The organism is Litchfieldia sinesaloumensis (assembly GCF_900156865.1).
In the GTDB taxonomy this organism is placed as follows: Bacteria; Bacillota; Bacilli; order Bacillales; family Bacillaceae_L; genus Ferdinandcohnia; species Ferdinandcohnia sinesaloumensis.
Genome location: NZ_LT732529.1, coordinates 1787042 through 1811346 on the forward strand (window position 1 = coordinate 1787042; position 24305 = coordinate 1811346).

The 24305-nt window shown below is 36.8% G+C and carries 26 protein-coding genes; 8 read left to right on the forward strand and 18 right to left on the reverse strand.

Annotated features, from left to right (window positions below; genetic code table 11):
- Positions 1–11: 11 nt before the first annotated feature.
- From CZ490_RS08855 to CZ490_RS08865, 3 genes are all read right to left on the reverse strand, one after another.
- On the reverse strand, positions 12–2291 hold the full coding sequence (locus tag CZ490_RS08855) for a DEAD/DEAH box helicase (protein WP_077618551.1): 2280 nt from the start codon (positions 2289–2291) through the stop codon (positions 12–14).
- Positions 2292–2481: 190 nt separating this feature from the next.
- Positions 2482–3942 (reverse strand): protein adenylyltransferase SelO, encoded by a 1461-nt coding sequence (locus CZ490_RS08860; RefSeq protein ID WP_327078418.1) that lies wholly within the window; start codon positions 3940–3942, stop codon positions 2482–2484.
- Positions 3943–3965: 23 nt separating this feature from the next.
- Positions 3966–4838, reverse strand: coding sequence for a TetR/AcrR family transcriptional regulator (locus tag CZ490_RS08865; protein WP_077618552.1), 873 nt, complete (start codon positions 4836–4838; stop codon positions 3966–3968).
- 145 nt (positions 4839–4983) lie between these two features.
- On the opposite strand from CZ490_RS08865, the gene CZ490_RS08870 reads away from it, so the two are divergent.
- Positions 4984–6489 (forward strand): MDR family MFS transporter, encoded by a 1506-nt coding sequence (locus CZ490_RS08870; RefSeq protein ID WP_077618553.1) that lies wholly within the window; start codon positions 4984–4986, stop codon positions 6487–6489.
- A 105-nt stretch (positions 6490–6594) separates the two neighbouring features.
- Here the strand turns inward: CZ490_RS08870 and cspD are convergent, their stop codons facing one another.
- Together cspD and CZ490_RS08880 are read right to left on the reverse strand one after the other, a co-directional pair.
- Positions 6595–6795 (reverse strand): cold-shock protein CspD, encoded by a 201-nt coding sequence (gene cspD / locus CZ490_RS08875; RefSeq protein WP_077618554.1) that lies wholly within the window; start codon positions 6793–6795, stop codon positions 6595–6597.
- A gap of 139 nt (positions 6796–6934) precedes the next feature.
- Complete coding sequence (locus CZ490_RS08880; protein WP_200801568.1) at positions 6935–7141, reverse strand: cold-shock protein; 207 nt, start codon at positions 7139–7141, stop codon at positions 6935–6937.
- A 383-nt stretch (positions 7142–7524) separates the two neighbouring features.
- Here CZ490_RS08880 and CZ490_RS08885 point away from each other — a divergent pair, with 383 nt between their 5' ends.
- The 5 genes from CZ490_RS08885 (at position 7525) to CZ490_RS22495 (ending at position 9537) form a co-directional block, all read left to right on the forward strand.
- Positions 7525–8220, forward strand: coding sequence for a Crp/Fnr family transcriptional regulator (locus tag CZ490_RS08885; RefSeq protein ID WP_077618555.1), 696 nt, complete (start codon positions 7525–7527; stop codon positions 8218–8220).
- Positions 8221–8366: 146 nt separating this feature from the next.
- Positions 8367–8852, forward strand: a complete 486-nt coding sequence (locus tag CZ490_RS08890; RefSeq protein ID WP_234987209.1) for an Hsp20/alpha crystallin family protein — start codon at positions 8367–8369, stop codon at positions 8850–8852.
- A gap of 65 nt (positions 8853–8917) precedes the next feature.
- Entirely contained in the window at positions 8918–9109 is a 192-nt protein-coding gene (locus CZ490_RS08895; protein WP_407639785.1) for a hypothetical protein, read from the forward strand.
- Positions 9110–9136: 27 nt separating this feature from the next.
- Positions 9137–9385, forward strand: a complete 249-nt coding sequence (locus CZ490_RS08900) for a sigma-G-dependent sporulation-specific acid-soluble spore protein CsgA (RefSeq protein ID WP_077618556.1) — start codon at positions 9137–9139, stop codon at positions 9383–9385.
- A 14-nt stretch (positions 9386–9399) separates the two neighbouring features.
- Positions 9400–9537 carry a hypothetical protein gene (locus CZ490_RS22495; protein ID WP_200801569.1) on the forward strand — a complete coding sequence of 46 codons (138 nt, stop codon included), beginning with the start codon at positions 9400–9402 and terminating at the stop codon, positions 9535–9537.
- A gap of 84 nt (positions 9538–9621) precedes the next feature.
- Here the strand turns inward: CZ490_RS22495 and CZ490_RS08905 are convergent, their stop codons facing one another.
- The 4 genes from CZ490_RS08905 to CZ490_RS08920 form a co-directional block, all read right to left on the reverse strand.
- Positions 9622–10014 carry a YppG family protein gene (locus CZ490_RS08905; protein ID WP_077618557.1) on the reverse strand — a complete coding sequence of 131 codons (393 nt, stop codon included), beginning with the start codon at positions 10012–10014 and terminating at the stop codon, positions 9622–9624.
- A 110-nt stretch (positions 10015–10124) separates the two neighbouring features.
- Complete coding sequence (locus CZ490_RS08910) at positions 10125–10487, reverse strand: YppE family protein (protein WP_077618558.1); 363 nt, start codon at positions 10485–10487, stop codon at positions 10125–10127.
- Between the two features lie 29 nt (positions 10488–10516).
- The gene (locus CZ490_RS08915) at positions 10517–10774 is read right to left on the reverse strand and encodes a hypothetical protein (protein WP_077618559.1); all 258 of its coding nucleotides are present in this window, start codon (positions 10772–10774) and stop codon (positions 10517–10519) included.
- Positions 10775–11106: 332 nt separating this feature from the next.
- Complete coding sequence (locus CZ490_RS08920; protein WP_077618560.1) at positions 11107–12132, reverse strand: DUF2515 domain-containing protein; 1026 nt, start codon at positions 12130–12132, stop codon at positions 11107–11109.
- 188 nt (positions 12133–12320) lie between these two features.
- On the opposite strand from CZ490_RS08920, the gene recU reads away from it, so the two are divergent.
- Together recU and CZ490_RS08930 are read left to right on the forward strand one after the other, a co-directional pair.
- Positions 12321–12920, forward strand: coding sequence for a Holliday junction resolvase RecU (gene recU / locus CZ490_RS08925; RefSeq protein ID WP_077618561.1), 600 nt, complete (start codon positions 12321–12323; stop codon positions 12918–12920).
- Between the two features lie 93 nt (positions 12921–13013).
- Positions 13014–15563, forward strand: a complete 2550-nt coding sequence (locus tag CZ490_RS08930) for a transglycosylase domain-containing protein (protein ID WP_234987210.1) — start codon at positions 13014–13016, stop codon at positions 15561–15563.
- 29 nt (positions 15564–15592) lie between these two features.
- Here CZ490_RS08930 and CZ490_RS08935 read toward each other — a convergent pair whose 3' ends face one another.
- The 9 genes from CZ490_RS08935 to panD form a co-directional block, all read right to left on the reverse strand.
- The gene (locus CZ490_RS08935; RefSeq protein ID WP_077618562.1) at positions 15593–15928 is read right to left on the reverse strand and encodes a YpoC family protein; all 336 of its coding nucleotides are present in this window, start codon (positions 15926–15928) and stop codon (positions 15593–15595) included.
- A 10-nt stretch (positions 15929–15938) separates the two neighbouring features.
- The gene (gene nth / locus CZ490_RS08940; protein ID WP_077618563.1) at positions 15939–16598 is read right to left on the reverse strand and encodes an endonuclease III; all 660 of its coding nucleotides are present in this window, start codon (positions 16596–16598) and stop codon (positions 15939–15941) included.
- A gap of 58 nt (positions 16599–16656) precedes the next feature.
- On the reverse strand, positions 16657–17367 hold the full coding sequence (locus CZ490_RS08945; RefSeq protein WP_077618564.1) for a DnaD domain-containing protein: 711 nt from the start codon (positions 17365–17367) through the stop codon (positions 16657–16659).
- A 139-nt stretch (positions 17368–17506) separates the two neighbouring features.
- A complete protein-coding gene (gene asnS / locus CZ490_RS08950; RefSeq protein WP_077618565.1) occupies positions 17507–18799 on the reverse strand; it encodes an asparagine--tRNA ligase in 1293 nt (430 codons plus the stop codon).
- 134 nt (positions 18800–18933) lie between these two features.
- Complete coding sequence (locus CZ490_RS08955) at positions 18934–20115, reverse strand: pyridoxal phosphate-dependent aminotransferase (protein WP_077618566.1); 1182 nt, start codon at positions 20113–20115, stop codon at positions 18934–18936.
- Between the two features lie 16 nt (positions 20116–20131).
- Positions 20132–20524, reverse strand: coding sequence for a cell wall elongation regulator TseB-like domain-containing protein (locus CZ490_RS08960; RefSeq protein WP_077618567.1), 393 nt, complete (start codon positions 20522–20524; stop codon positions 20132–20134).
- Between the two features lie 95 nt (positions 20525–20619).
- Positions 20620–20790, reverse strand: coding sequence for a YpmA family protein (locus CZ490_RS08965; RefSeq protein ID WP_077618568.1), 171 nt, complete (start codon positions 20788–20790; stop codon positions 20620–20622).
- A 296-nt stretch (positions 20791–21086) separates the two neighbouring features.
- Positions 21087–23864 carry an ATP-dependent DNA helicase DinG gene (gene dinG, locus CZ490_RS08970; protein WP_077618569.1) on the reverse strand — a complete coding sequence of 926 codons (2778 nt, stop codon included), beginning with the start codon at positions 23862–23864 and terminating at the stop codon, positions 21087–21089.
- Between the two features lie 51 nt (positions 23865–23915).
- The gene (panD, locus tag CZ490_RS08975) at positions 23916–24299 is read right to left on the reverse strand and encodes an aspartate 1-decarboxylase (RefSeq protein WP_077618570.1); all 384 of its coding nucleotides are present in this window, start codon (positions 24297–24299) and stop codon (positions 23916–23918) included.
- Positions 24300–24305: the final 6 nt, after the last annotated feature.

A 24305-nucleotide genomic window follows, 5' to 3' on the forward strand; every position in this document is an offset into this window, starting at 1 on the left:
TATCACCTTTACTATCTCGAACCGAGTTTGAGTTTTTCAATCAAGTTAAGTGAATCTGCTTTCGCGCGCTCATTTAAAACTTCAGTGCCTATGCAGGAAGGACAACCTGTTTCACAAGAACATCTTTGAATCAACTTTTGCGATTCGTTGAGAAGATTCTCCATGGCCTCATACACTTTTTCACTTAACCCAATTCCACCTGGGTAACGATCATATAAAAAGATTGTTGGCTGCTCATTATGTACAGCCTTCACCTGAGGCACCACATGCAAGTCTGACGGGTCGCACATCGTCATCAACGGGGCAACATGACGCAAAACATTAGCGACTCCAACTAAACCTTCCTCAATCCGTTGTTCACTCATTCCGTCAAGTTCAGCCTTTTTCAAGCTAATCCATGTTGCAGATGTATGTAACTCCTCTTCTGGCAAATGAATTGGACCTGAACCAATGTTTTCATGTGTTTCAAATTTAATTTTCTTAAATATCGTAGCCATAGCTTGAACTGAAACATCACCATAGCCAATTTCAGTTGAAATCTCTCGACGCTCTTTATCAACTTCTAAAACTCGAAGACTCACAGCTAGATTAGCATCTGTAAAATAATCGACATCTACTTCTCTAACAAATGCCTTCTTTTCTTCCCAATCAAGCTTCTCCACCTGATATTGAACTCCTTGATGTAAATAGATTGCTTCATCATGAAGCAATGTCATTGCACTAAAACGATCCATTTCACCAATAACCTTAACAGCTGCAACATCTGTTTGGTCAATAATCACAACATTTTCCTGTGAAGCCGAACGAAGACTAATGTTATGGGCCGGAAAAGAATCATTCATCCAGTACCATTTATCCCCATTTTGATGTAAAACTCTTTCCTCTGTTAAATACTCTAATATATCTTCAAGGTCGAGATCTCCAAAGGTGTCGCCCTCTTTAAACGGCAATTCATAAGCAGCACATTTAATGTGGTCGATTAAAATAACAAGATTATTAGGATTAATTCGTGCTGTCTCAGGGTTTCTACTAAAAAAGTATTCTGGGTTTTGAATCATATATTGATCAAGCGGATTGGAGCTTGCAACCATAAAAATCACGGCTTCTCCTTGGCGACGACCAGCACGACCCGCTTGCTGCCATGCACTCGCAATTGTTCCAGGATAACCTGTCATAATACACACTTGAAGCTGACCAATATCAACCCCTAATTCGAGAGCATTTGTACTGATAACCCCGTAAATCTCCCCGTTTCGTAGTCCATGTTCAATTTCACGTCTTTGTTTTGGCAGATAGCCACCACGATAACCACGGATTGCCTTAGGACCAAGTTTATGTTTAACAAGCTCTTGTAAGTAAGTTAGGATGATTTCCACTCTCACCCTGCTTCGTGCAAATACAATGGTTTGAATTTTATTTTTTAAAAATTCACTAGCTAATTTTCGCACCTCTAGTGTCGCACTCCGACGAATATTGAGTGGTTTATTCACGATTGGCGGATTGTAAAAGACGAAATGCTTTTTGCCAGTGGGTGCACCATTGTTTTCGATTAATTCCATTTTAGATCCGGTTAAGTTTTCAGCGAGTTCCTTTGGGTTTGCAATCGTAGCAGATGTACACATAAAAATGGGGTTGCTACCATAAAATTGACAGATTCGCTTTAATCGTCTAATTACATTAGCAACATGACTACCAAATACACCACGGTATGTATGTAATTCATCAATCACAACGTATTTTAGATTTTCGAATAAGGACACCCATTTTGTATGATGAGGTAGAATTGCAGAATGAAGCATATCGGGATTAGTAATGACGATATGACCTGCTTTTCTAACTTTTTGACGAATATTTGCCGGTGTATCGCCATCATAGGTATAACTATTAATCGCAACTCCCATTTCCTCGATGATTTCATTTAACTCACTTTTTTGATCTTGAGCTAACGCTTTTGTCGGAAACAAGTAAAGGGCACGGGCTTGATCATCTTCAACTATAGTCTGTAGCACGGGCAGATTGTAACAAAGCGTTTTACCAGACGCTGTAGGAGTTACAGCAACAAAATTACTTCCACTACGTGTTCGTTCATAAGCAGAATGCTGGTGAGTGTATAATTGCTTGATTCCTCTATTAGCTAATGCTTCTCGTAATCTATCATCTACAGAAAGCGGCATGTCCACCAATTTGGCAGCTGTTGCTTCAATTGTGTGCCAATGTACAATATTCTCCTTATATTGCGGGTTGTCTTTTATGAGATCTATTAGTTCATGAATATTTTTTCGAAACTTCATTATGAATCACCTCAGGGATTTCTACTATACATTGTACAGAATAAACGTTCGTTTTTGAAGTGTTAACCTTTATTCAGCAATATTTTCCTGCTAAATAAAGTCAATCCTCCGCCGGATGCCATCGAATTTCAAATGGGAAATTTAGTATACTAAAAAGGCACACCAATTGATGTGCCTAAAATGACCATATTTAAGTACCACAAAATGTTTGATAGGGTGTGTTAGTTGGTTCAGGTGGATTCGCGTAAGCTTCCTGTTCAGGTGTATGTTCAAAAGGATTCTTAAGTACTTCTAACAACCGTTCCATCACGCTGTAATCACCTTCTGTCGCAGCATCCAATGCTTCTTCAACACGATGGTTTCGTGGTATGATAGCCGGGTTCGAAGCACGCATTAGTTCATGAATTTCTTCGGTTGATCTCGTTTGTCTATTTTGTCGTTCTTTCCACTTATCGTACCACTTTTTAAAATCGTCCGTTCTACATCCCTTAATGTTTTCAAGTGTATCAAAGGTTAACGCCACGAATGTATTCGTAAAGTCTAATTGGTTCCTTTTCATCAACTCTAACAATTCTTCAATAAGATCTTGATCTGCTTCCTCTTGGTCAAATAAACCAAGCTTTTCCCTCATACCATCGTGCCAATATTCACGATAAATCCCAATATATTTTGTCATTTCATCTTGTGCCAGTTGAAGGGCTTTTTCTTCATTCTCATTCAATAAAGGCAGCAAGCTCTCTGCAAACCTCGCTAGATTCCATCCACCTATATATGGCTGATTTTTATATGCATAGCGTCCACCTGTATCAATTGAGCTAAAAACCGTCTCTGGGTCATATGTATCCATGAAAGCACATGGTCCATAATCGATGGTTTCTCCACTTATTGTCATATTATCAGTATTCATGACGCCATGAATAAATCCTACAAGCTGCCACTTTGCGATCAAGGATGCTTGACGTTTAATGACTTCTCGTAACAAGGCGAGATATGGGTGATCTGCATCTCTAAGGTTTGGGTAATGTCGGTCAATTGTATAATCTGCAAAAGTCTTTAGTTCCGCTATTTTACCAAGGCCTGTTATGAATTGAAACGTACCAACACGGATGTGACTTGATGCAATACGTGTAAGAATCGCACCCGGTAGCTCTGTTTCTCGGTAGATTGGCTCTCCAGTTGTCACCACAGCTAGGCTTCGAGTAGTTGGAATCCGAAGACTATGCATCGCCTCACTGATTATATATTCACGAAGCATCGGACCAATTGCCGCTCGACCATCACCACCTCGTGAGTAAGGTGTACGTCCCGCTCCTTTTAGTTGGATATCGAATCGAGCCTTATCCGGTGTAATCTGCTCACCAAGCAACACCGCTCGGCCATCCCCAAGCATTGTAAAATGCCCAAATTGATGACCGGCGTAGCTTTGTGCAAGTGGTTCTGCACCATCAGGGATTCGGTTACCAGCAAAAATCTCCACACCGTGGTTCATTAATTCCGTTACATCCAACCCGAGTAACTGCGCCAAAGAATCATTTAGTATGACTAACTTCGGGTCACTTACTGGAATAGGGTTTGTCTTTGTAAAGAATTCATTGGGTAACCGAGTATAGCTATTATCAAAATTCCAACCTAACTCATTATTCGTAATAATAATCACCTCTTTACCTTTTAGTATCACATCATTCTTGAATAATACCAAAGGAAATTTGTAAAAGTATTGACTTGTCCTTCCATATCCGATTGTGCAAAAGATTGCTGAAAAGGTTTAATCAAGGGTTGTAGTACACTTTTTCGAATCCGATCCCGCTTTAGTTCATCTACAATCGTATCGAACAAATCTTGCTGATCAGTTGTAAATGTAGCTTGTTCCTCTAAATTCTTTGCTAATTCTAAAAGTTCTTCAAGAGATAATACCTTTCGATCAACTCTCGATTGTATAAAATGAAGTGAAGATGAATCTAACAAAGCACTTCCCTTTTGATTGATTATTGGGATGATTGCCTCTAAGTATGTTAATAACACTTCGACAATCTGTTGAACTGGTTTTGTACTATTTGTAAACTTTACCGTAAATAAGATATAGTGCATCATTCCATAAAATAGGATTGAAAGCTCCAAAGCAGATGACTCTACATCTTCCCCATAGACTTCTACAAAACGCCCTGCTAACCATTCCATTTCATGTATACGATGGTGCAGCACCATCTTTTTCAATTCAACTTCATTACTACTTAATATCGCTTCAAAAAGAGAATTAAGATTACGTTCCTTGTTCAATTCAGTTAATATGGAGATTTGATTAATTAGAACATGTCGGTCTGTTTCATCTTTACCTACCTGCATCTCCATGCGAATTTGACTTGCATCATAGCGTAACTCTTCTAAAATCTCTGCAATACAATCATTTTTATTTGAAAAATAATTATAAAATGTCCCTTTAGAAATATTTGCTTGTTCAATAATATCCTGGATTGATGTTTGTTGAATTCCTTTTTCTACAAATAATTTTAATGCCGCGTCCGCAACCCGTCTCCTTCGTTTATTCATATGGCCTCCAACCGCTTCCCTCGTTCAAATTTTATTGTTTTCATAACCACATTATACCCTAAGTATAAATATATTGCACAAATTGAACTTGTGGTATAAAATCATTCAAGTATCCATTTTATGAATGAAAGAAGGAGAAAAATATATGAGTACAACATTAGAAGAAAAAAAGCCTCCATATCTGATGTTAGCAATCCTTTTTGTTGGGGCATTTGTTTCCTTTTTAAACAACTCACTGTTAAATGTCGCACTACCATCTATCATGATTGATTTAAATATTGAAAACTACTCAACTGTTCAATGGCTTGCGACCGGATATATGCTTGTCAGCGGTGTATTGATTCCAGCTTCAGCGTTTTTAATTACACGCTTTTCGAATCGAAGCTTATTTATTACATCCATGCTTATCTTTACTTTAGGAACTGCAATGGCTGCATTTGCTCCAAATTTTGGAGTCTTAATTTCTGGACGAATGGTTCAAGCGGCAGGTTCTTCCGTAATGGGACCATTATTAATGAACATTATGCTCATTAGTTTTCCTCCTGCAAAACGCGGTACGGCAATGGGTATCTTCGGTTTAGTAATGATTACTGCACCGGCAATCGGGCCTACTTTATCCGGTTATATTGTAGAACATTATGATTGGCGAGTACTGTTTGAAATGATTTTACCTCTTGCAGTAATTAGCTTAGTACTTGCCATTTGGAAATCCAAGAATGTTATGGACGTAAACAAGAATGCTACAATCGATTATTTGTCCGTAATCCTATCAACGCTTGGTTTTGGTGGATTATTATATGGATTTAGCTCTGTAAGTAATGACGGATGGACTGATGCACTCGTCATGACATCTTTAATAATTGGTGGTATTACTTTAATTTTATTTGTTTTACGCCAACTAAAAGTTGAGGAACCAATTCTTGATCTACGAGCATATAAATATCCAATGTTTGCACTTGCTTCAATCATTGCTATTGTAAATGCGGTAGCGATGTTCTCTGGAATGATACTAACACCTGCTTATGTACAGAGTGTTCGTGGAATATCACCATTTGAATCAGGGTTAATGCTACTCCCAGGTGCCATCGTAATGGGAATAATGTCACCAATTACTGGTAAATTATTCGACAAATTTGGGCCACGTCTTCTTTCAATCAGTGGACTTGGAATAACAGCTGTATCAACCTATTTATTAACACAGTTACAGATTGATTCTTCTTATACCTATATCGTTACAACATATACGCTTCGTATGTTCGGAATGTCAATGGTCATGATGCCAATTATGACAAATGGATTAAATCAGCTACCAGCTCAATTATACCCACATGGAACGGCTATCAATAATACAGCTCAACAAGTGTCAGGATCAATTGGTACAGCGGTATTAGTCACTGTTATGAATAGTGTATCAAAGTCAGAAGGTGAAAGCCTGATGGCAAATGTAGACCCAACCACATTAACACAAACTACTCAGGATCTAATTGGTCAACAAGCACTACTTGCTGGAATTAATTATTCTTTCCTTGTTGCTTTAGGGATCAATATTGTTGCTCTAGTGCTAGCACTCTTTATCAAACGAGTAGACGTTAGCGAAAAGGTTACGCCACAGTTTGAAAAAGCAAAATCAGCTAAGCCCGCTACAAACTAATAAAAACCCCCTACATTTTTGTGAATGTAGGGGGTTTTTCTGTACCTTTAAACAAAAAACAGACTCTAAAATAGAATCTGTTTTGAACGGTTTATATATGGTCCATTATACTTTTTGAACATTAGCAGCTTGAGGTCCACGGCTACCTTCTTCGATATCGAAGCTAACTTCTTGACCTTCTTCTAACGTTTTGAACCCATCACCTTGGATTGCTGAGAAGTGTACGAATACATCGTCTCCACCTTCAACTTCGATAAATCCAAAGCCTTTTTCACTGTTAAACCATTTTACTTTTCCTTGTGCCATTTTGCTTCCTCCTATGTAATGCAACAAAATTGTTGCAAGGTAATGCATGAATTATTATAACCATCATAAAACTTTTTATAACCAAAATATCTTCTATTTTTTTAAAAAAAGTGTAAGATGGAGGAAACAGTCAATGATACTATGCTAAAAAGCTCTTATTATGATTGTTCACAACCTGTAGTAATCTTGTACCGGTTTCCATAGCAGAACCACATAATGGACAACTTGGTTCCTGACTACTCTTAAAATTATCTCGTACCCATCCATTACATTCCTCAGATGTGCATTCCCACACCTTCGTTTCTTCCGTAACAATTTCTTCGACTGGTCTTCTTCCAAAAGCCATTCGTATCATCTCCTTTGTTTTGGTTGGCACGAAACTATTCCATAATACAAATACATACAAGCGACAAAATAAAAAAACTTATTATAAAGTGTGTTTTACTCGGCTCAAAATCCTTTATAAACACTATTCGTTAGCACGAAAAACTCCTATGAGAAATTCCTTATAATAAGCATTACTATTAATTTATCTCTGTTTATATTATATTATACCACTTTCTGCCTATAATTGTAAAACGTACGTATTACGAATCAAATTTGCTCGGATTTTCACAACCTTTTCACTCAATTTCATAATTATTGAATGGGTTAGGATAAGTGCTTTACCGACAATCTTGTTATTTGCTACACTTAAGATAATAGTGCGAAGACATGGAGTGAAAACAAATGAATCGGAATGTAATTACTGAAGTTTTGCGAACGGTTCCACTTTTTAAAGAATTAACTAGTAATGAACTGGAAGAAATCGTTAACATTGCCCAATATCGACAATATAAAAAAGGGACTCATGTTTTTATGCAAGAAGACCCGTTAGAAAATGTTTATTTTATTTACAAAGGAAAAGTAAAGATATATAAAAATGATATTAATGGCAAAGAGCAGATTGTAACAGTCCAAAAAGATGGTGATATGTTCCCTCACGTCGGTTTCTTTCGCAAAGGAAACTATCCCGCTTATGCATTAGTGCAAGAAAATACAAATGCTGTAGTTATCTCAATCTCTCATTTTGAAAACCTACTCCTGCAGCATCCACAAGTTTGTATTAAGCTTTTTCGAGTTATGGGTGAAAAAATAGTTGATTTACAAAATCGACTAGAAGCCCAAATATTAAATAATACATATGAACAAATTATTAAATTAATCATGCGACTTTGTAATACTGACGGGCGAAAGATTTCCGATGCTAAAATCATCATCACCACTCAGTTCACAAATAAGGACTTAGCTAATATGATTGGAACAACTCGTGAAACAGTCAGCAGAACCTTAACCAAATTAAAGAAAAAGGAAATAATTGAAGTCAATGAACAAGGAAACATCATCGTGGACTTTGAAAGCCTAGAAGAAGAATTATTTATATAAAATTTCTAAGAACTGAGTCATTCAAACTTAGTTCTTTTTTACTTTATTCAAACATTTGTTACCTTTATATTAGCCCAAAATTTAAACACTTTGAACTCAATTGAATATAGTGTCAGTAGAAAATACGACTATGGAGGAGAAAAAGTGTGAATGACGATAAGCATGATAAATCCAACCGAAAATTTGACGATGATTCTTTCGGGCCACTTATGAAATCTATGAATGAGTTCTTTAGTCATAAACCGGTTAAACGATTATTAGATACAATTGATGAGTTTTTTGAAAGACCCTTTCCCCTATCAACCATCCCGATTGATATGTATGAAACGGACGCAGAGCTTATTATTTCAGCAGACTTACCAGGAGTCAAAAAGGAACAAATTGATATCGAGTATTCTGAGAAATATATTACGATCACTGTTAACCATATTGAAGAAATAGAAGAAAACAACGAGAAAAAACACTATTATGTAAAAAAACACTCTTTTAACAAAGCAAGCAGGACCGTTGCATTACCATACCCTGTTCGAACCAATCAACTAAAAGCATCTTATGTAAATGGAGTCCTTAAAATCCGGGCACCAAAACTAAAAAAACGTAAAATTACAATTGATGAGAATGAGAGCGTGTAAATTACATGCTCTTTTTTACATACTTTTCTATAAAGATTAGCATGATATGGCTAGGAGGTGGAATCGTGGATAAAAGATTAGGGAACAAAAACTTACCTGATTTTAAAGAATTGAATGACCGGATAATTGCTGAGGCGAGCGATGAACCCATCCTTGTCATTAAAACCAATCTTGATCCAAAGGATGCAACCGAGGATAATCCATATTTCAATGAATCAAATAGAGAGGAATTTACCTCTTTCTTTGAAGAATCTTAATCTTAATAATGAAATGGTGATAATATCGTGGATAAAACATTAGGGTACTTAATTGAGACAATTTCAAATTATGGCGATGAGAATCAGACAAGTCGTGCTATCCTTACAAAAATCGTAAACAATCAGTATGCCTCTGAAGAAGCTTTTGTAAGGGACTTGGATGAAGGTGAAATCGAGTTTTTAAACAATGTTCTACCAGATGAGATTAATTATGCAATGGATGAAAGAGATTTTAAACGAGTGAACCAACTTAACGAAGTGTATGAATTGCTATAGAAAAGGTGAATGACATGGCAAAAGGATTTAGTACAAAACAGTATTCAGACACAAATGTAGAGGAAGTAAAACGGCTTAATGCAAATTCAGGTTTGTCCTATAATGAAGCATTGCAGCTTTTGGCGAAGCAATATAATGAGAAAAAAAAATAATATAATCTTATGTAGAAAGAAAGCTGAAACTACCATGACAGCTTTCTTTTCGTTTTGTTGGTATTTACAGTATAGGACGAGTAATTAGACTTTAAATGTCTTCGTTAATCCTTTAACAATGGAATTCACTTGGTTGACTGCCCCTACCATTTGACCTGCCGTATCCATCATTTTATTAATATCATAGGTTCCATCCTTGTTTTTAAACTGGGTTAGAATACTCCCCGCCCCTTTTTGTTTCATTTGACCCATACCGGTTGGATATGGCGTTGAATATGGCGGTTGCTGTCCATAGGGCTGGAAATTTGGGTAAGCATTTGGTGCAAATTGCTTGTGGGTATTTGGAGGGTACTGATTCCAGTTATAATGATATTGATTTCCTCCACCATAATATTGTTGATAGGAATGCTGACCATAGTAAGGCCACGGAGAGCCGAAGGGGCTAACAGCTTGGTTCCTTCGAAAATGTTGATACATGTGGAACAAACCTCCTGTGATGTTCTTTTTCTATAAGTTATGTAAAAATGGGGTTAGGTGTTCAAAAAAAAAGATACCTTTCTCTAAGGATATCTTTTAGTAGAGGGTTGTTATTTTGTTGTTACCTTTTCAAGGATACCATCAAGTACGTATTGGATTGATTCATACATATTCTTGAATCGCTTTACTTTTGTATCCTGATAAAAGCTTTGGATAGAAATCAATTGAATATTTTCATGAGTAGCATCAATTTGATTTGGATGAAGATTTTTAGGAAATTCTCGTTTAATCCAAGCTATCGCTAAATCTCTCCAACTGTCTGCTATTTCCATTGTATCATCCACAAATGGCTTTACTTCTTTGTAAAAATCAGCCTCATATGTTTCTCTCTGCTTCACATCCTCTAAACGACTCAATGATTGAACACAGAGCTCTTTAAGTAAATTTGTCTTTGCGAGTAGTTCCGTATACATTCTCTCACCTCTACAACTATCATACCGCTTTAATAGCTTAATGTTAAGTGATAGGAATGATTCTTTTCGCTAGTTTGTACTTCCTCGTGTTTTCTGTTTTGATACGCACTACGTATGGAGTTGATATCATTTTCAAGCTCTATTAAATGCTCTGTGGTCTGGTTCCCCACTTCTTGAATATGTTCCTCTATCTTAGATTCGACTTGTCTATCAATTTCGTTTAACGAAAAAAGCAACTGATCAAGATTTTCAAGAACATCTACTTTATTGGTAAGTCCATCCTTCATTATATCCATCCTCCCATACCTCTTTTTTATATAGATTCGTTGCCATACATTTTCCTCCTGCAAGCTTGACAAAACTAGTTTCTATTCGTCAAAGAAAGTGGAATTCCTCCACCATATGTCTCCTTATTCGACATCCATTTCATACATTTTTAGAATGGTTTTTAGGAAAATGCCAACACTACTAAGAGGAGGTGAATATTCCATGGCAAAGCAAGATAAAAAGAAGAATAAGCAAGAACGTAATGAAGAGAAGGCCCCTGGTTATGGAGACAAAAAACTAGAAGGTCCTGATCGACCATCAACATAATATAATACATACAAAGGCTGAAAGCTCAGCCTTTGTTTTTCAATAACTCCTCAATTAAAATTCCCGCCTGGATTTGCTTTTGTTTTTTCAAATACCATTTTGAAATTTCATATTGTTTTCCTAACTCAACATCCTCAAACCATCTAGCCTTCCTTTTTCCTCTATACCAATCATGTCCCCTACTTCTATCATGCTTGATAATAGGATAGGTTGTTCGTAAGAAGGGTGTATTTCGAAAACGTCTTTCAGATAAATAACGTTCATAATCAAACCGTGATCCTGTATGCTCCACTGTAACTGTAAACCTGAGGAATAAATCGTAATAATCCTTGTGAAATAATAAGGATGCAAGCTTCTTCCCAAGGTCAATCCTTTCGTCCAGTTTCGTAAATTTATGAACTGAAAATCCAAATAACCTTCCATCCATGGTCGGGAAAAGTACAGAGCTAAAATGCAAAAAATCCTGTAGATTGTAAAAATAACGTTGAAATACATTCTTTTTATAAAAAGGGTGTTCAATTACTGGCTTTTGAATTATATTTTGTTCATTTATGATTTGTGCCTTAATAAGACGATTTCCTTCACCGTATATCCAGTAATATTCCCACTCGGTTTCAATAAACCGTGACACCGAAAACATTCTTAAGAGATGAAACAATGGCCTTCCCAACCTTTTCGAATGTTCATACACTAACAACTGGGGGTAGGCATCTGCAAAAATTAGCCAATTTGCTCGTTCATACGTTTGAAATAACACGTTTCTTTCTTTTTTAGTTAGAAATTTCGGGTACCACTCCCCTTCTAAATCTGTCATATTCCATCCAGCATTTCGTGATACCATGCTTGCTAATAACGACCATCTTATCTCGTTATGTCGTTTATAATAGTTCGCGTAACTCTTTGTCCTTGAGATATTATCAAGATTTCCCTTATCGACTCTTAACTGGATCTCAGACAGTAATTCTTTTTCATCTATGGTCAATTGATAGTCCCCTTCTCTGCGCTCTTTTACAAAGGACTCTATTTTAGTAACTTTGGAAGACTTATTCATATTAACTACACCTCTTACCATATAGTGTGTCCAGCCATTTGCCCTACACGCCCCCAAAAGTATATATCCTGCCGAATAGTATGGTATAGTGAAATATAACTCTCTAGTTCTCTACACTTATGAAACAATTTCGTTAAACTTTTTATATGAAATTTTGATATAATAGGTTTCTTAAGGGGGATGAAAAAATGGAGTTGCGATATCCAAATGGGAAGGTGTATAAGCCCCAACAAGTAAAAAACACGCCACATCTCAAACAGAGAATATACGGGAATCGTGGAATGACACTAGAAGAGGACCTTAATGAGACAAATCTCTTTTACCTAGAACAGGAAATTGCGGTTATACATAAGAAACCAACACCTGTACAAGTTGTAAACGTAGATTATCCAAAAAGAAGTGCAGCAGTGATTAAAGAAGCATATTTTAAACAAGCATCTACTACGGATTACAATGGCATATACAAAGGCCGATATATTGATTTTGAAGCAAAGGAAACAAAAAACAAGACTTCTTTTCCGCTTCAAAACTTTCATGAACATCAAATTAAGCATATGTCCGATTGTATAAATCAGGAAGGCATTTGCTTTGTAATCCTTCGTTTTTCGACATTAGAGGAAGTGTATTTCCTTGATGCAAAACACTTGCTGACCTTCTGGAAACGTAAAAACACCGATGGACGAAAATCAATTACAAAACAAGAAATTGAAACTTACGGCCATCCATTAACTATTGGCTATCGCCCAAGAATTGACTATATTAAAATCATTGACAAGTTATATTTTTAACACAAGGATAATATGAAAATTCACTTACAATGAAACATTTCCTTATTATAATTCGTCAAATCGTTGGAAAGCATTTGAAAGGCAGGAAACAATATGTCTGAAAAATATCAATCACGTGAAGCGCGTAGAATGTCAAAACAAAAGAAAAAAAAGAGTAAAAAAACAAAAGGTTCAATTTTCAAACGTATCTTATTAATCTTCTTAATCATTGGAATTGTCGGGATGGTTGCGGGTGCAACTACATTTTTGGTACTTGCTAGCGGTGCTCCAGAACTAGATGAATCCTTATTGAAGGACCCACAATCCTCAAAGGTTTATGACATGAATGGTAATAAAATCTATGAATTCGGTGCTGAAAAACGGACATATGTCCCTCTCAGCGGTATTCCTGATGATTTAAAAAATGCCGTTTTAGCTGTTGAGGATGCCCGTTTCTACGAACACCATGGGTTGGATATCATTCGCCTCGGTGGAGCAGTTGTTGCCAATATAAAGGACGGATTCGGTGCTGAAGGTGCAAGTACTATCTCGCAGCAAGTAATCAAAAACTCATTCTTCGAAGAAGGACAGAAAAAAATTAAAAGAAAAGTACAAGAGCTTTGGTTAGCATTTCAATTGGAACGTGAGTATTCTAAAGATGAAATCCTTGAAATGTATTTAAATAAAATATACTACGGTGTCGGTAACACTTATGGTGTTTCAAAAGCCGCTGAATTATATTTTGATAAGTCACTCGACGAGCTTGAGCTTCATGAGGCTGCTTTTATTGCAGGTAGTGGACAAAATCCAGGTATCTACAACCCATTTGTCCACCCTGAAAGAGCAGAAAAGCGACGAAATGTTGTTTTGAACTTAATGGTTAGACATGAATTTATTACAAAAGAACAAGCAGAAGCTGCTAAAAAAATTCCAATTGAATCATCTATTGTAGAATCCAAAGAGCAATCTCAACCAATTGATTCTTTCATGGATCAAGTGAAATTGGAATTAAAAGAGTATGGAGATATTGATGTGCATGATGCAGGAGTAAAAATTTATACTACTTTTGATCCAGAAGCACAAGCACATATTGATTCACTATTAGCAAATCAAAACCCAGATATTCAGTTTCCAGACGACGAATTCCAGGCAGGAATTGCAGTTGTTGACACAAAAACTGGGGAAATTAGAGCATTGGGTGGCGGTCGAAACCAAGCTCAAAATAATCGCAGAAATTTCGCCCTTGAAACCGAAAACCAACCTGGTTCTACGATTAAGCCAATTTTTGATTATGGTCCAGCAGTTGAGTATTTAAAATGGTCAACATACCATCAAATTAAAGATGAACCATACACATACTCAGATGGTAAGCCCATTAATAACCATGACCGCAAACATATGGGACAAATGACAGCTAGACACGCATTAGCACTATCGAGAAATATTCCTGCCCTTAAAGCATTTCAAGCGGTTGGAACATCAAAAGTGAGGGAATTTTCCGAGCGACTTGGCATCCCACTGGAAGAGACAATAAGTGAACCTTATTCGATAGGTGGAATGGACGGCGGAGTTTCCCCTCTCCAAATGGCTGGCGCTTATGCAGCATTCGGAAACCAAGGAAATTATATAAAGCCACATGCCGTCAAGAAAATTGTCTTCCCTGATAATAGAGAAGTTGTTCTTGCTCCAGAACCTGAAGCTGCAATGTCTGAAGCAACAGCGTTCATGATAACAGATATGTTAAAATCCGTTATGGACTATGGGACAGGACGGAGATATGATGTTTCCGGATTACAGATTGCTGGTAAAACAGGTACAACAAATTACTCACCCGATGATTTGAAGAATTTTAATATTAAATCAGGTGTTCCAGATGTTTGGTACAGTGGCTATACACCAAGCTATTCTGTTGCAATTTGGACGGGATATAGTAGTAATCGTAATCCGATTAAATCTAATGAACAAAGCTTAGCCCTCAAACTGTTCCGTGACATTATTACCAAGCTATCTGAAGGAAAAGAGGCAGAGGATTTTGTCATGCCGAAAACAGTTGTTAAAGTAGGTGTTGAAAAAGGGTCTGACCCTGCAAAGCTCCCTAGTGAATATACACCGAAAGAGGAAATTGTGTATGAATATTTCATTAAGGGAACTGAACCAACTGAGGTTTCTGATAAATATGATAAGCTTACAACACCAACCAATCTAGATGTCATGTATGATCAAGTAACAAACCAAATCAATTTATCTTGGGCATATGCTGAAGGCGAAATAGAAGCAAACAGTTTTGAAATCAGTGTATCAATTGACGAAGGACCAGCTAAGGTGCTTACGACAACGAAAGAACTTAGCTATACAGTACCTGATGCGATTCCTGGAGCCATTTACAAATTTACTGTAACTGCAGTGAATGATAAGAATCCAGAAAAACGTAGTGAGCCTACATCAAATACAATTGAAATTCCGGAACCGGTAGAGGAGGAAATCGAAATTCCCCTACCACCTGGTAATGGTAATGGTAATGGTAATGGTAATGGTAATGGTAATGGTGGAGGTAATGGCAACGGGAATGATGGTGGAGAAGGAGATGGTCCTGGAGATGTTGAAGGCGATCCCGAAGCACCAGTCTTCCCTCCTATCCCTCCTGGCAGCGGAGATCGAGAATAGATATAAAAAATAACGCACAAAAATGTGCGTTATTTTTTATTCTTAAGTATCTTCATTTTTGCATAAATCTTTAAGAGTTCTTGATAAAGTTCGTTTAATTGGACGAATGAATGATATTGATGTGGTTTTTTTAAGATAAATTGAAATCGTTCATCTAGATTAATCGGCTTACAGCTCAACGAATTTGAGACTTTTTGGAATTCCTTCAAACTAGGATTGTCCTTTTCATTAACAAGAAATAAAACAGTCAGAAAATCATCGATAGCTTCGTTCATTGGGGCTTTAATTGCAGCTTTTTCACGATTTTTAAAAAGGCTGATGAGATATTCATTTCTAACATCCCATTTCTCCCTAATATCTGACAATAGCTCCTCATTAACCAACCTTATCTTTCGCTTTCATTCGTTTTTTACCTTCTCTACATACCTCTAATAGTGGACAAATTTCACACTGAGGATTTTGTGCCTTACAATGGTATCTTCCAAAAAAGATCATTCGGTGATGGGTTGCCGACCATTCATCCTCTGGTACCTTTTTCATTAATGTTTTTTCAACTTCTAAGACAGAATCTTTCCAACGGCAAAATCCTAGTCTTTTGCTGACTCTTTCTACATGTGTGTCCACCGCAATTGCAGGTATTCCAAATGCGACAGAGACCACGACATTAGCCGTTTTCCTACCAACACCAGGAAGTTTTGTTAATTCATCACGGTCTTGGGGAAGGATTCCACCATAGTCTTCAATCAACATTTGACATAATTTACGAATGTTTTTTGCTTTATTGCGAAACAGGCCTATAGAACGAATGTCATTTTGAAGTTCTTCAAGCGAAACGGCTAGATAATCTTCAGGTGTCTTATATTTCTCAAATAGAGATGCTGTTACTTTATTCACGAGCGCATCTGTACATTGCGCCGATAGAGAAACTGCAATGACGAGTTCAAACGGATTTCGATGGTTCAGTTCACAATGAGCATCTGGAAACATCTCCCCCATTGTATCAAGACATAATCTAATTTGTTGTTTATTTAGCATATATATCACCTTATTTTTAGTGAATGTTCACATATGAAGGATTCTCCTATTAGAACATTTAACTTTCTAACCAATTATAAAATGGAATAGTACGCTTGTACTCCCCTGGTTGTGTTTGATCAGTTTGTTTTTGTTTTTGTTGATATTGCCGGAATTTTTGTGAATGATTTTGAGCTTGGGCGATAGTGCGTATACCATTCTTTTTCCATTCAAATAAAATTCGATCAATATAGCGAAAATTAAGCTTTCCAGACATAACTGCTTCTCGTAATGCGGCCTTAATGATAGATGGGTCGTGGTGATCTTGATCGAGCCACATCGCTAAAGATTCGCATTCAAATGGAGAAAGGGGTCGTCCAAATTCATGTTCAAAAATGGTATATAAGTCTTTCTCGTGCTGTACTTCAACTTCCTTTTCTTCATCCATATTTTGTTGAACGACATACTTGAGCATTTTCTCCCAAAGTGGTCGTAAAGAATACTTTTCATAGATAAGTCGTTTTTCGTCGTTTCCTTCATTTATCTCTAAATAGCCACGTTGAATTAGTTGACGTAGGATATCCATGCATTTTTCTTCAGTTATTGTCATGCGATTTGAAATTTCGTTTGGTGTAGGAAAAGAGTTTCCACTATCCATAAAAGTTTGAATATGGAGGAGCACCATCATTTCCTCTTCGTTTAACTGTAGATGTCGATACGAGGACATTAACATTTTCGGAATAGAAATACTGCCTTGTTCGAATAAATCAATAAATTTATCCATTTTCATGTATAAACACCTCTTCATAGCTTAGTATAACATGAGAATACGCGAAGGAATAAGAAAGAAATATTTGGTTTTATGTTTTTAGATTAAATGAAAAGAGAACCTCCTCATTTATATGGAAGGTCCCCTTAGTAAGTGTTTATTAAGGATACAGACGGTTTAGTAAGCGTGGGAATGGTATTGATTCACGTACGTGTTCAACACCGCTAATCCATGCTACTGTTCTTTCAAGGCCTAGTCCAAAACCTGAATGTGGAACAGAACCATATTTACGTAATTCTAAGTACCACTGATAGGCATCGCTAGTTAGACCATGTGCCTCTAGTTGTTGTTTCATAAAGTCATAATCATGGATTCTTTCTGAACCACCAATGATCTCTCCGTAGCCTTCAGGAGCAATTAAATCTGCACATAGGACTACATCATCTCGGTCAGGTGCTGGCTGCATGTAAAACGGCTTAATATCTTTTGGATAATTCGTAATAAACACTGGCTTGTCAAAGCTTTCTGCAATAGCAGTTTCATGTGGAGCTCCGAAGTCATCTCCCCATTGTATATCGTCAAATCCTTTTTCATGTAAAAACTTTATAGCATCATCATACGAAATTCGTGGGAATGGTGCTTTTACATTCTCTAACTTAGTTGTGTCACGTCCCAATGTCTTTAATTCCAAATGACAGTTGTTCAAAACGGACTGTACAAGATGAGAAACATATTCCTCTTGTACTTTTAAGCTGTCTTCGTGCTCATAGAATGCCATTTCTGGTTCAATCATCCAAAATTCAATTAAATGACGTCTTGTTTTGGACTTTTCCGCACGGAAAGTTGGTCCAAAAGAGAATACTTTCCCTAAAGCCATTGCGGCAGCTTCCATGTATAACTGCCCACTTTGAGAGAGATACGCATCTTCATCAAAATATTTTGTGTGGAATAGTTCAGTTGTTCCTTCAGGAGCACTTCCTGTTAAAATAGGTGGATCAACTTTTACAAATCCATTATTATTAAAAAACTCATATGTAGCACGAATGATTTCATTACGGATTTTCATGACAGCATGCTGTCTTTTCGAACGAAGCCACAAATGGCGATGATCCATTAAAAACTCTGTACCATGTTCTTTTGGTGTGATCGGATAATCTACAGACTCATGAATCACTTCTATATTTGTTACCGTTAGCTCATAACCAAACGGTGATCTTTCATCTTCTCTTACAACACCCGTTACATATAGGGATGATTCTTGTGTAATTGATTTTGCTTTTTTGAAAACCTCTTCATCCACTTCAGCTTTAACAACAACGCCTTGGATAAAGCCTGTCCCATCTCGAAGCTGTAAAAAGGCAATCTTACCACTTGAACGTTTATTTGCTAACCAGGCACCGATTGTTACCTCTTCGCCTACATATTTATTAACCTCTGCAATAGTTGTTTTCACAATTGTCCCTCCAAAACCGTAAAACCTTCTTATGTAATTCAGACTTAATTATACATTTCTTGTCATAATGAAGCAAGAAAAGCATGAGGGACGTCCCATTCTGGTATAAAACCAAATAGAATCGCCCCACTTTCTCACATTTTTTCTTCAACAAATTTATGAATACGGTCTACTGCCTCTTCTAATTGTTCTAGTGACGTTGCATAAGATAGACGAATATTCTCAGGTGCACCAAAGCCAGAACCTGGGACTACCGCTACTAGAGCTTCCTCTAAAAGAGCAGTTGCAAAGTCATCCACATTGTTATATCCAGTTAATTCTGCACACTTCTTTGCATTTGGGAATAAATAGAATGCCCCTTGTGGCTTAATGCAGGAAATACCAGGAATGGTTATTAGCTTATCGTAAATTACATTTAGTCGCTGTTCAAATGCTTGCCTCATCGTTTCGACAGGATCTTGTGATCCTTCATATGCTGCAATCGCAGCATATTGCGCAATGGAAGTTGGATTTGAAATACTATGACTAGATAAGTCTGTCATGCTCTTGATAATGCCTTCAGGACCAGCAGCATAGCCAATTCTCCAACCAGTCATTGAATGCGATTTAGAAAGACCATTAATGATGATTGTTTTTGCTTTGACTTCATCACTAACCTGAGCAATTGATGAGTGTGTCTCCCCAAAATAAACAAGTTTCTCATAAATCTCATCTGATACAATCCAGATATTATGTTTTACACATAATTCTCCAATCGCCTGTAGTTCATCCTTCGAATAAAGCATGCCCGTTGGGTTACTTGGTGAATTGATGATTAGTGCAACAGTTTTGTCAGTGATAGCTGCTTCTAACTGCTCAACAGTCACCTTAAACTGGTTTTCTTCTTTCCCCTCAACATACACAGGTACTCCTTCAGCAAGTTTTACTTGCTCCGGATAACTGACCCAGTATGGTGTTGGAATAATAACCTCATCATCCTTATTTAAAAGTACTTGGAATAATGCATATAAAACAAATTTGGCACCAGTTCCCACTAATACTTCACTTGGTTTATATTCCAATTGTTGATCTGTTAAAAGCTTTTTACATATTGATTGTTTTAATGCTGGCAAACCAGCAGAAGGAGTATATTTTGTGTGTCCTTCTTTCATTGCAGTTATAGCTGCTTCAATTATATTATCAGGCGTATTAAAATCAGGTTCACCTGCACCAAGACCAATGACATTATGTCCCTGGGCTTTCAATTCTTTTGCTTTTGCTGTTATAGCGAGTGTTGAAGAAGGTGTTAAGGCCGCTACTCTGTTTGCTAATTTCATGATTTTCCCCCCATGATTATGGTTTGATTGAATTTCGATATTTTCCGTTTTCAAAATACAGTTTATGGTAAGTCAGTCGCTGATCACTACCCATATAAATAATTTCCCAAATCGGGATATTATCTTCAATTCCTAGTTTCACGGAACGTATTTCTTCTGGGTTCCGTTCATTATTTACGATAGCAAGCGCCTCTTTCTCGCTGATGCCATCTTTTTCAAATCGCGTTATGATTTCTCCCTTTTTTTCTGGAATCCATGCGATTAATCTCTGATCCTTATCGTTCTTCCCGATGACAACTTGGTAAGCGGTTGTTCCAAAATATGTATAGCTCTCTTCAATTGTTTCAATTGGTGTTTTTTCAAGGGCGATTTCATTTCCCTTTGCCTGAGCACTTTCTAGTGGCTCCATGGCGGATTGGTATATACTGATTCCTCTCCAACAAATCAACAAGAGGAAAAGGATGAGTATCCCTATTATCCATTTTTTCATTTTAATCAACTACTTTACGTACGATAAATTGTAAAAACTGCTTGATTTTCATCTTCTCGATCAAGTGCTAACCCAAACATGAGATCCTCATGTTTTAATGTTCGGTTTAATAAATCAACGATTTTATATAAATCAGAGGTATTTTGAATTTTAACTGTCGATAGAACCTCTATCTTACTTTCCAAGCAAGAGCGCTCCCTTCATTCATCACAAATTTTACTATTCATACGATTATCTATTACGGCAACAATAAGAGTACTACAACATTACAGTTGAAGTTGACTAACGTTACCTTACATCATTATAACAGGTGGAATACCATTCACAATACCATTTCGACAAAAAATTAACTCCTAATCCCATGCCTTAACCTGTCTTTTGACAGGTCTTTTTTAAGTCTATTAGAGCTACTGTTCTTCCGCTCCAATAATTAGGTTTGCACTGAAGACCAATCCCTAAATAAATGCAGCTTTCTTCTATTTTAGAGCCATTCTTCAATTTGTTCGACTAACTCGGTTAGTGGTTTGTGAATGAATTTCATATTCGGAATAGAGCGAATAAACATTTTCCCATAACGAGTTGTTATAATCCGTCGATCCAAAATGAATATAATGCCTTTATCTTGTTCCGAGCGGATTAACCTACCTATACCCTGTTTAAAACGAATAATTGCTTCGGGTAAAGAAAGATCCTTAAAAGAATCGCCCCCTTTAGCTTCTACTTCCTTCTTCCTCATTGCAAAAATTGGATCATTAGGAGGAGCAAATGGAAGTCTGACAATGACAAGTGCGGTTAAATCCTCACCAGGGATGTCCACACCTTCCCAAAAGCTACTAGTTCCTAGTAGGATAGCTTTGTCAAAGGCTTGAAAATTTTTAGTTAATTTTGCCCGACTACCACCACTTATACTCTGAGCAATTAATACAAATTGTTCAAGTTGCACCATGTTCTTTAAATTTACATACGTTTTTTGCAGCATCTCATAAGAAGTAAACAAAACAAGCATGCGACCTTTGGTTTTTTTCGCAATTTCAGCTATATGGATTGCAATGGAATCCACAAACTCATCAGGTGAGACCATATTTACCAACGGTACATCTGTTGGGACCATCATCGCTGCTTGTTGTTCAAAATCAAAAGGTGATGGAATCTGTAATGTAATAGGTTGAAAATCCAATAATCCCATTTTTTCAATCATATAGGTAAAGGAATCATCAACCGTTAATGTTGCAGAAGTTAAGACTACACTTTTCTTGAAGGTGAAAAATCGGTCTGCTAAATAATCAGATACTTCCATTGGTTCAGCATAAATAGTTGCGGAATTCACAGGTCCCTTTGGATCAACCTCTATCCAAGTAATTCGCTTTTCAAAAGTTTCATTATCAAATAAGGTGTTGATAACTGTACATTTCTCCATTAACAAATCAATGCTTAACACGTAATCATTAAATAAACCGAGTTGTAACGGCGTTAATAAGGATTTGTTTTGTAGGATAATTTGATTCTGATACTCAAGCTTATTGGAAAGCTCCTTAATTAAAACATTTATCTTGGCGAGCTGTTCGGTTGCTTCCCGCCAATATTCACTTGTCTCACGATTTGATTCAAATAAGTATTGAATCCTATTCGTTTCACCTTCAGGAAGCATATGAGTTAGAACATGACCTCGAACCATTCTGAAAAAGTCGCTAATCGATGCCTTCATATCCTTTAGGGTTTGATTTACACGCCCAAACGTATCATCTGTGTCGAACCCAATTCGTTTCATGAGATCAGCTGATTTTGATAATAAATCGTCAGACTCTAGGAGTCCTATTCTCGTTAAGACAGAATGAATCGCCAAATAATGAATACTTAAGCCGACTTGCCTTTTAGCTAATGCTTCAAAATGATGGGCTTCATCTATAATTAAATAATCGTATGATGGAAGTATTTCAAAATCATGATGTACATCCTGTAAGAGTAAAGCATGATTAATAATTAATATATCAGCATTTTCAGCAAGTTTCCTGGCTTTTTGATAAAAGCATCTAGATTCCCAAATTGAGTCATTGTATTCTATACTGTCATATGTGCTTTTTACACGCTCCCATAATAACTTTCCGCCCGATGGTAAGTTAATTTCATCAATGTCTCCTGTTTCTGTTTCCGTTAACCATACTAGAATCTGTGCTTTAGTTAGAACTTCATCATAGTTATCAGTGTCTTCATAAAGTGACTGTTCAAACTTTCTTAACGAAAGATAATTTCCTCTTCCCTTTAGAAGTGCCACTTCAAAATCAAATGGCAAAATTCTCCTAATTTTCTCAATATCACGTTCTACTAGCTGCTGCTGAAGCTGAAGTGTGTTCGTACTTATCATACACCTGCCCTTTGTCTTTGATATATAAATGGCTGGGAGTAAATAAGCAATCGATTTTCCGATTCCTGTACCCGCTTCAATTACAGCATGTTGATTTGTTTCCAGTGCATGTTGAATAGTTTGTACCATTTCAAGCTGCCCTTGTCTAAAAGGAAAATCTTGTATCACTGATTGAAACTCTTCTGTGTATGTATTTCTTTTTTTCGTTTGTTTTACATTTCGTTTGGATGCTTTGCGTAGTGCAATTCCACGATAAATATCAAACCCCACTTCCTTGTTCGCTTTACTTACTTTTTCATCAATCATCTCTCGCAATATTTCACGAATATCACTTTTGAAATAGGATGATAGGGAATAAAGCTTCTGTATCGTAACTAGCGGTAGCTGCTTCATTTTACGTATGATTTTCATGAGAATTTCAGCAGTAACCTCTGCATCGCTATCAGCCTGATGAGGATTTTCATGTGTTAGGGAAAGGGATTCAGCTAGTTGTCCAAGCTTGTAACTATCAGCAAGTGGGAGCATAACTCTCGATAATTCGACTGTATCGACCGTTAGGCAGTGGAAATTATCGTACCCACATTGAGCAAGCTCTTCCTGTAAAAAGGAATAATCAAAGGGGACATTGTGAGCAACAAAATATGAATCTTTAAACATTGAGATAATTTCAGGAGCCACAATTGAAAAATCAGGAGCATTTGCAACAACCTCATCTGAAATACCTGTAAATTGTTCGATAAAAACAGGGATGTCTTGTTTGGGATTAACGAAGGTCGCAAATCTTTCGATGATTTCTCCGTCCTCAATGACAACTGCTGCAAACTGTATAATTTTATCACCCTTTTTTGGAGAGTTTCCTGTTGTTTCTAAGTCTACTACGACAAAGCGTTTGTTCATATGGTGCACCTCCTAACACAAACGCCCCCAATTTGGGGGCGTTCCACATTTTTAAAGTACAGTTGCTGCTGGTTCTTCATGAATTAATTCTTTAATTTCATTATATTCATTCATAATGGCTACCTTTGGCTTGTGTTCTGCAAGTTTTTCCTCAGGTACAATTGCATATGAGATGACAATAATGACATCCCCTTGTTGGACAAGACGAGCGGCTGCACCGTTTAGACAGAAAACACCGCTTCCTCTTTCACCAGGAATAATATATGTTTCGAGACGAGCCCCATTGTTATTATTTACAATTTGTACTTTTTCATTAGCAACCATTCCGACTGCATCTAGAATATCTTCATCAATCGTTATACTTCCTACATAATTTAAGTTTGCTTCTGTTACACGGGCTCTATGGATTTTTGCATTCATCATTGTACGGAACATGATGAT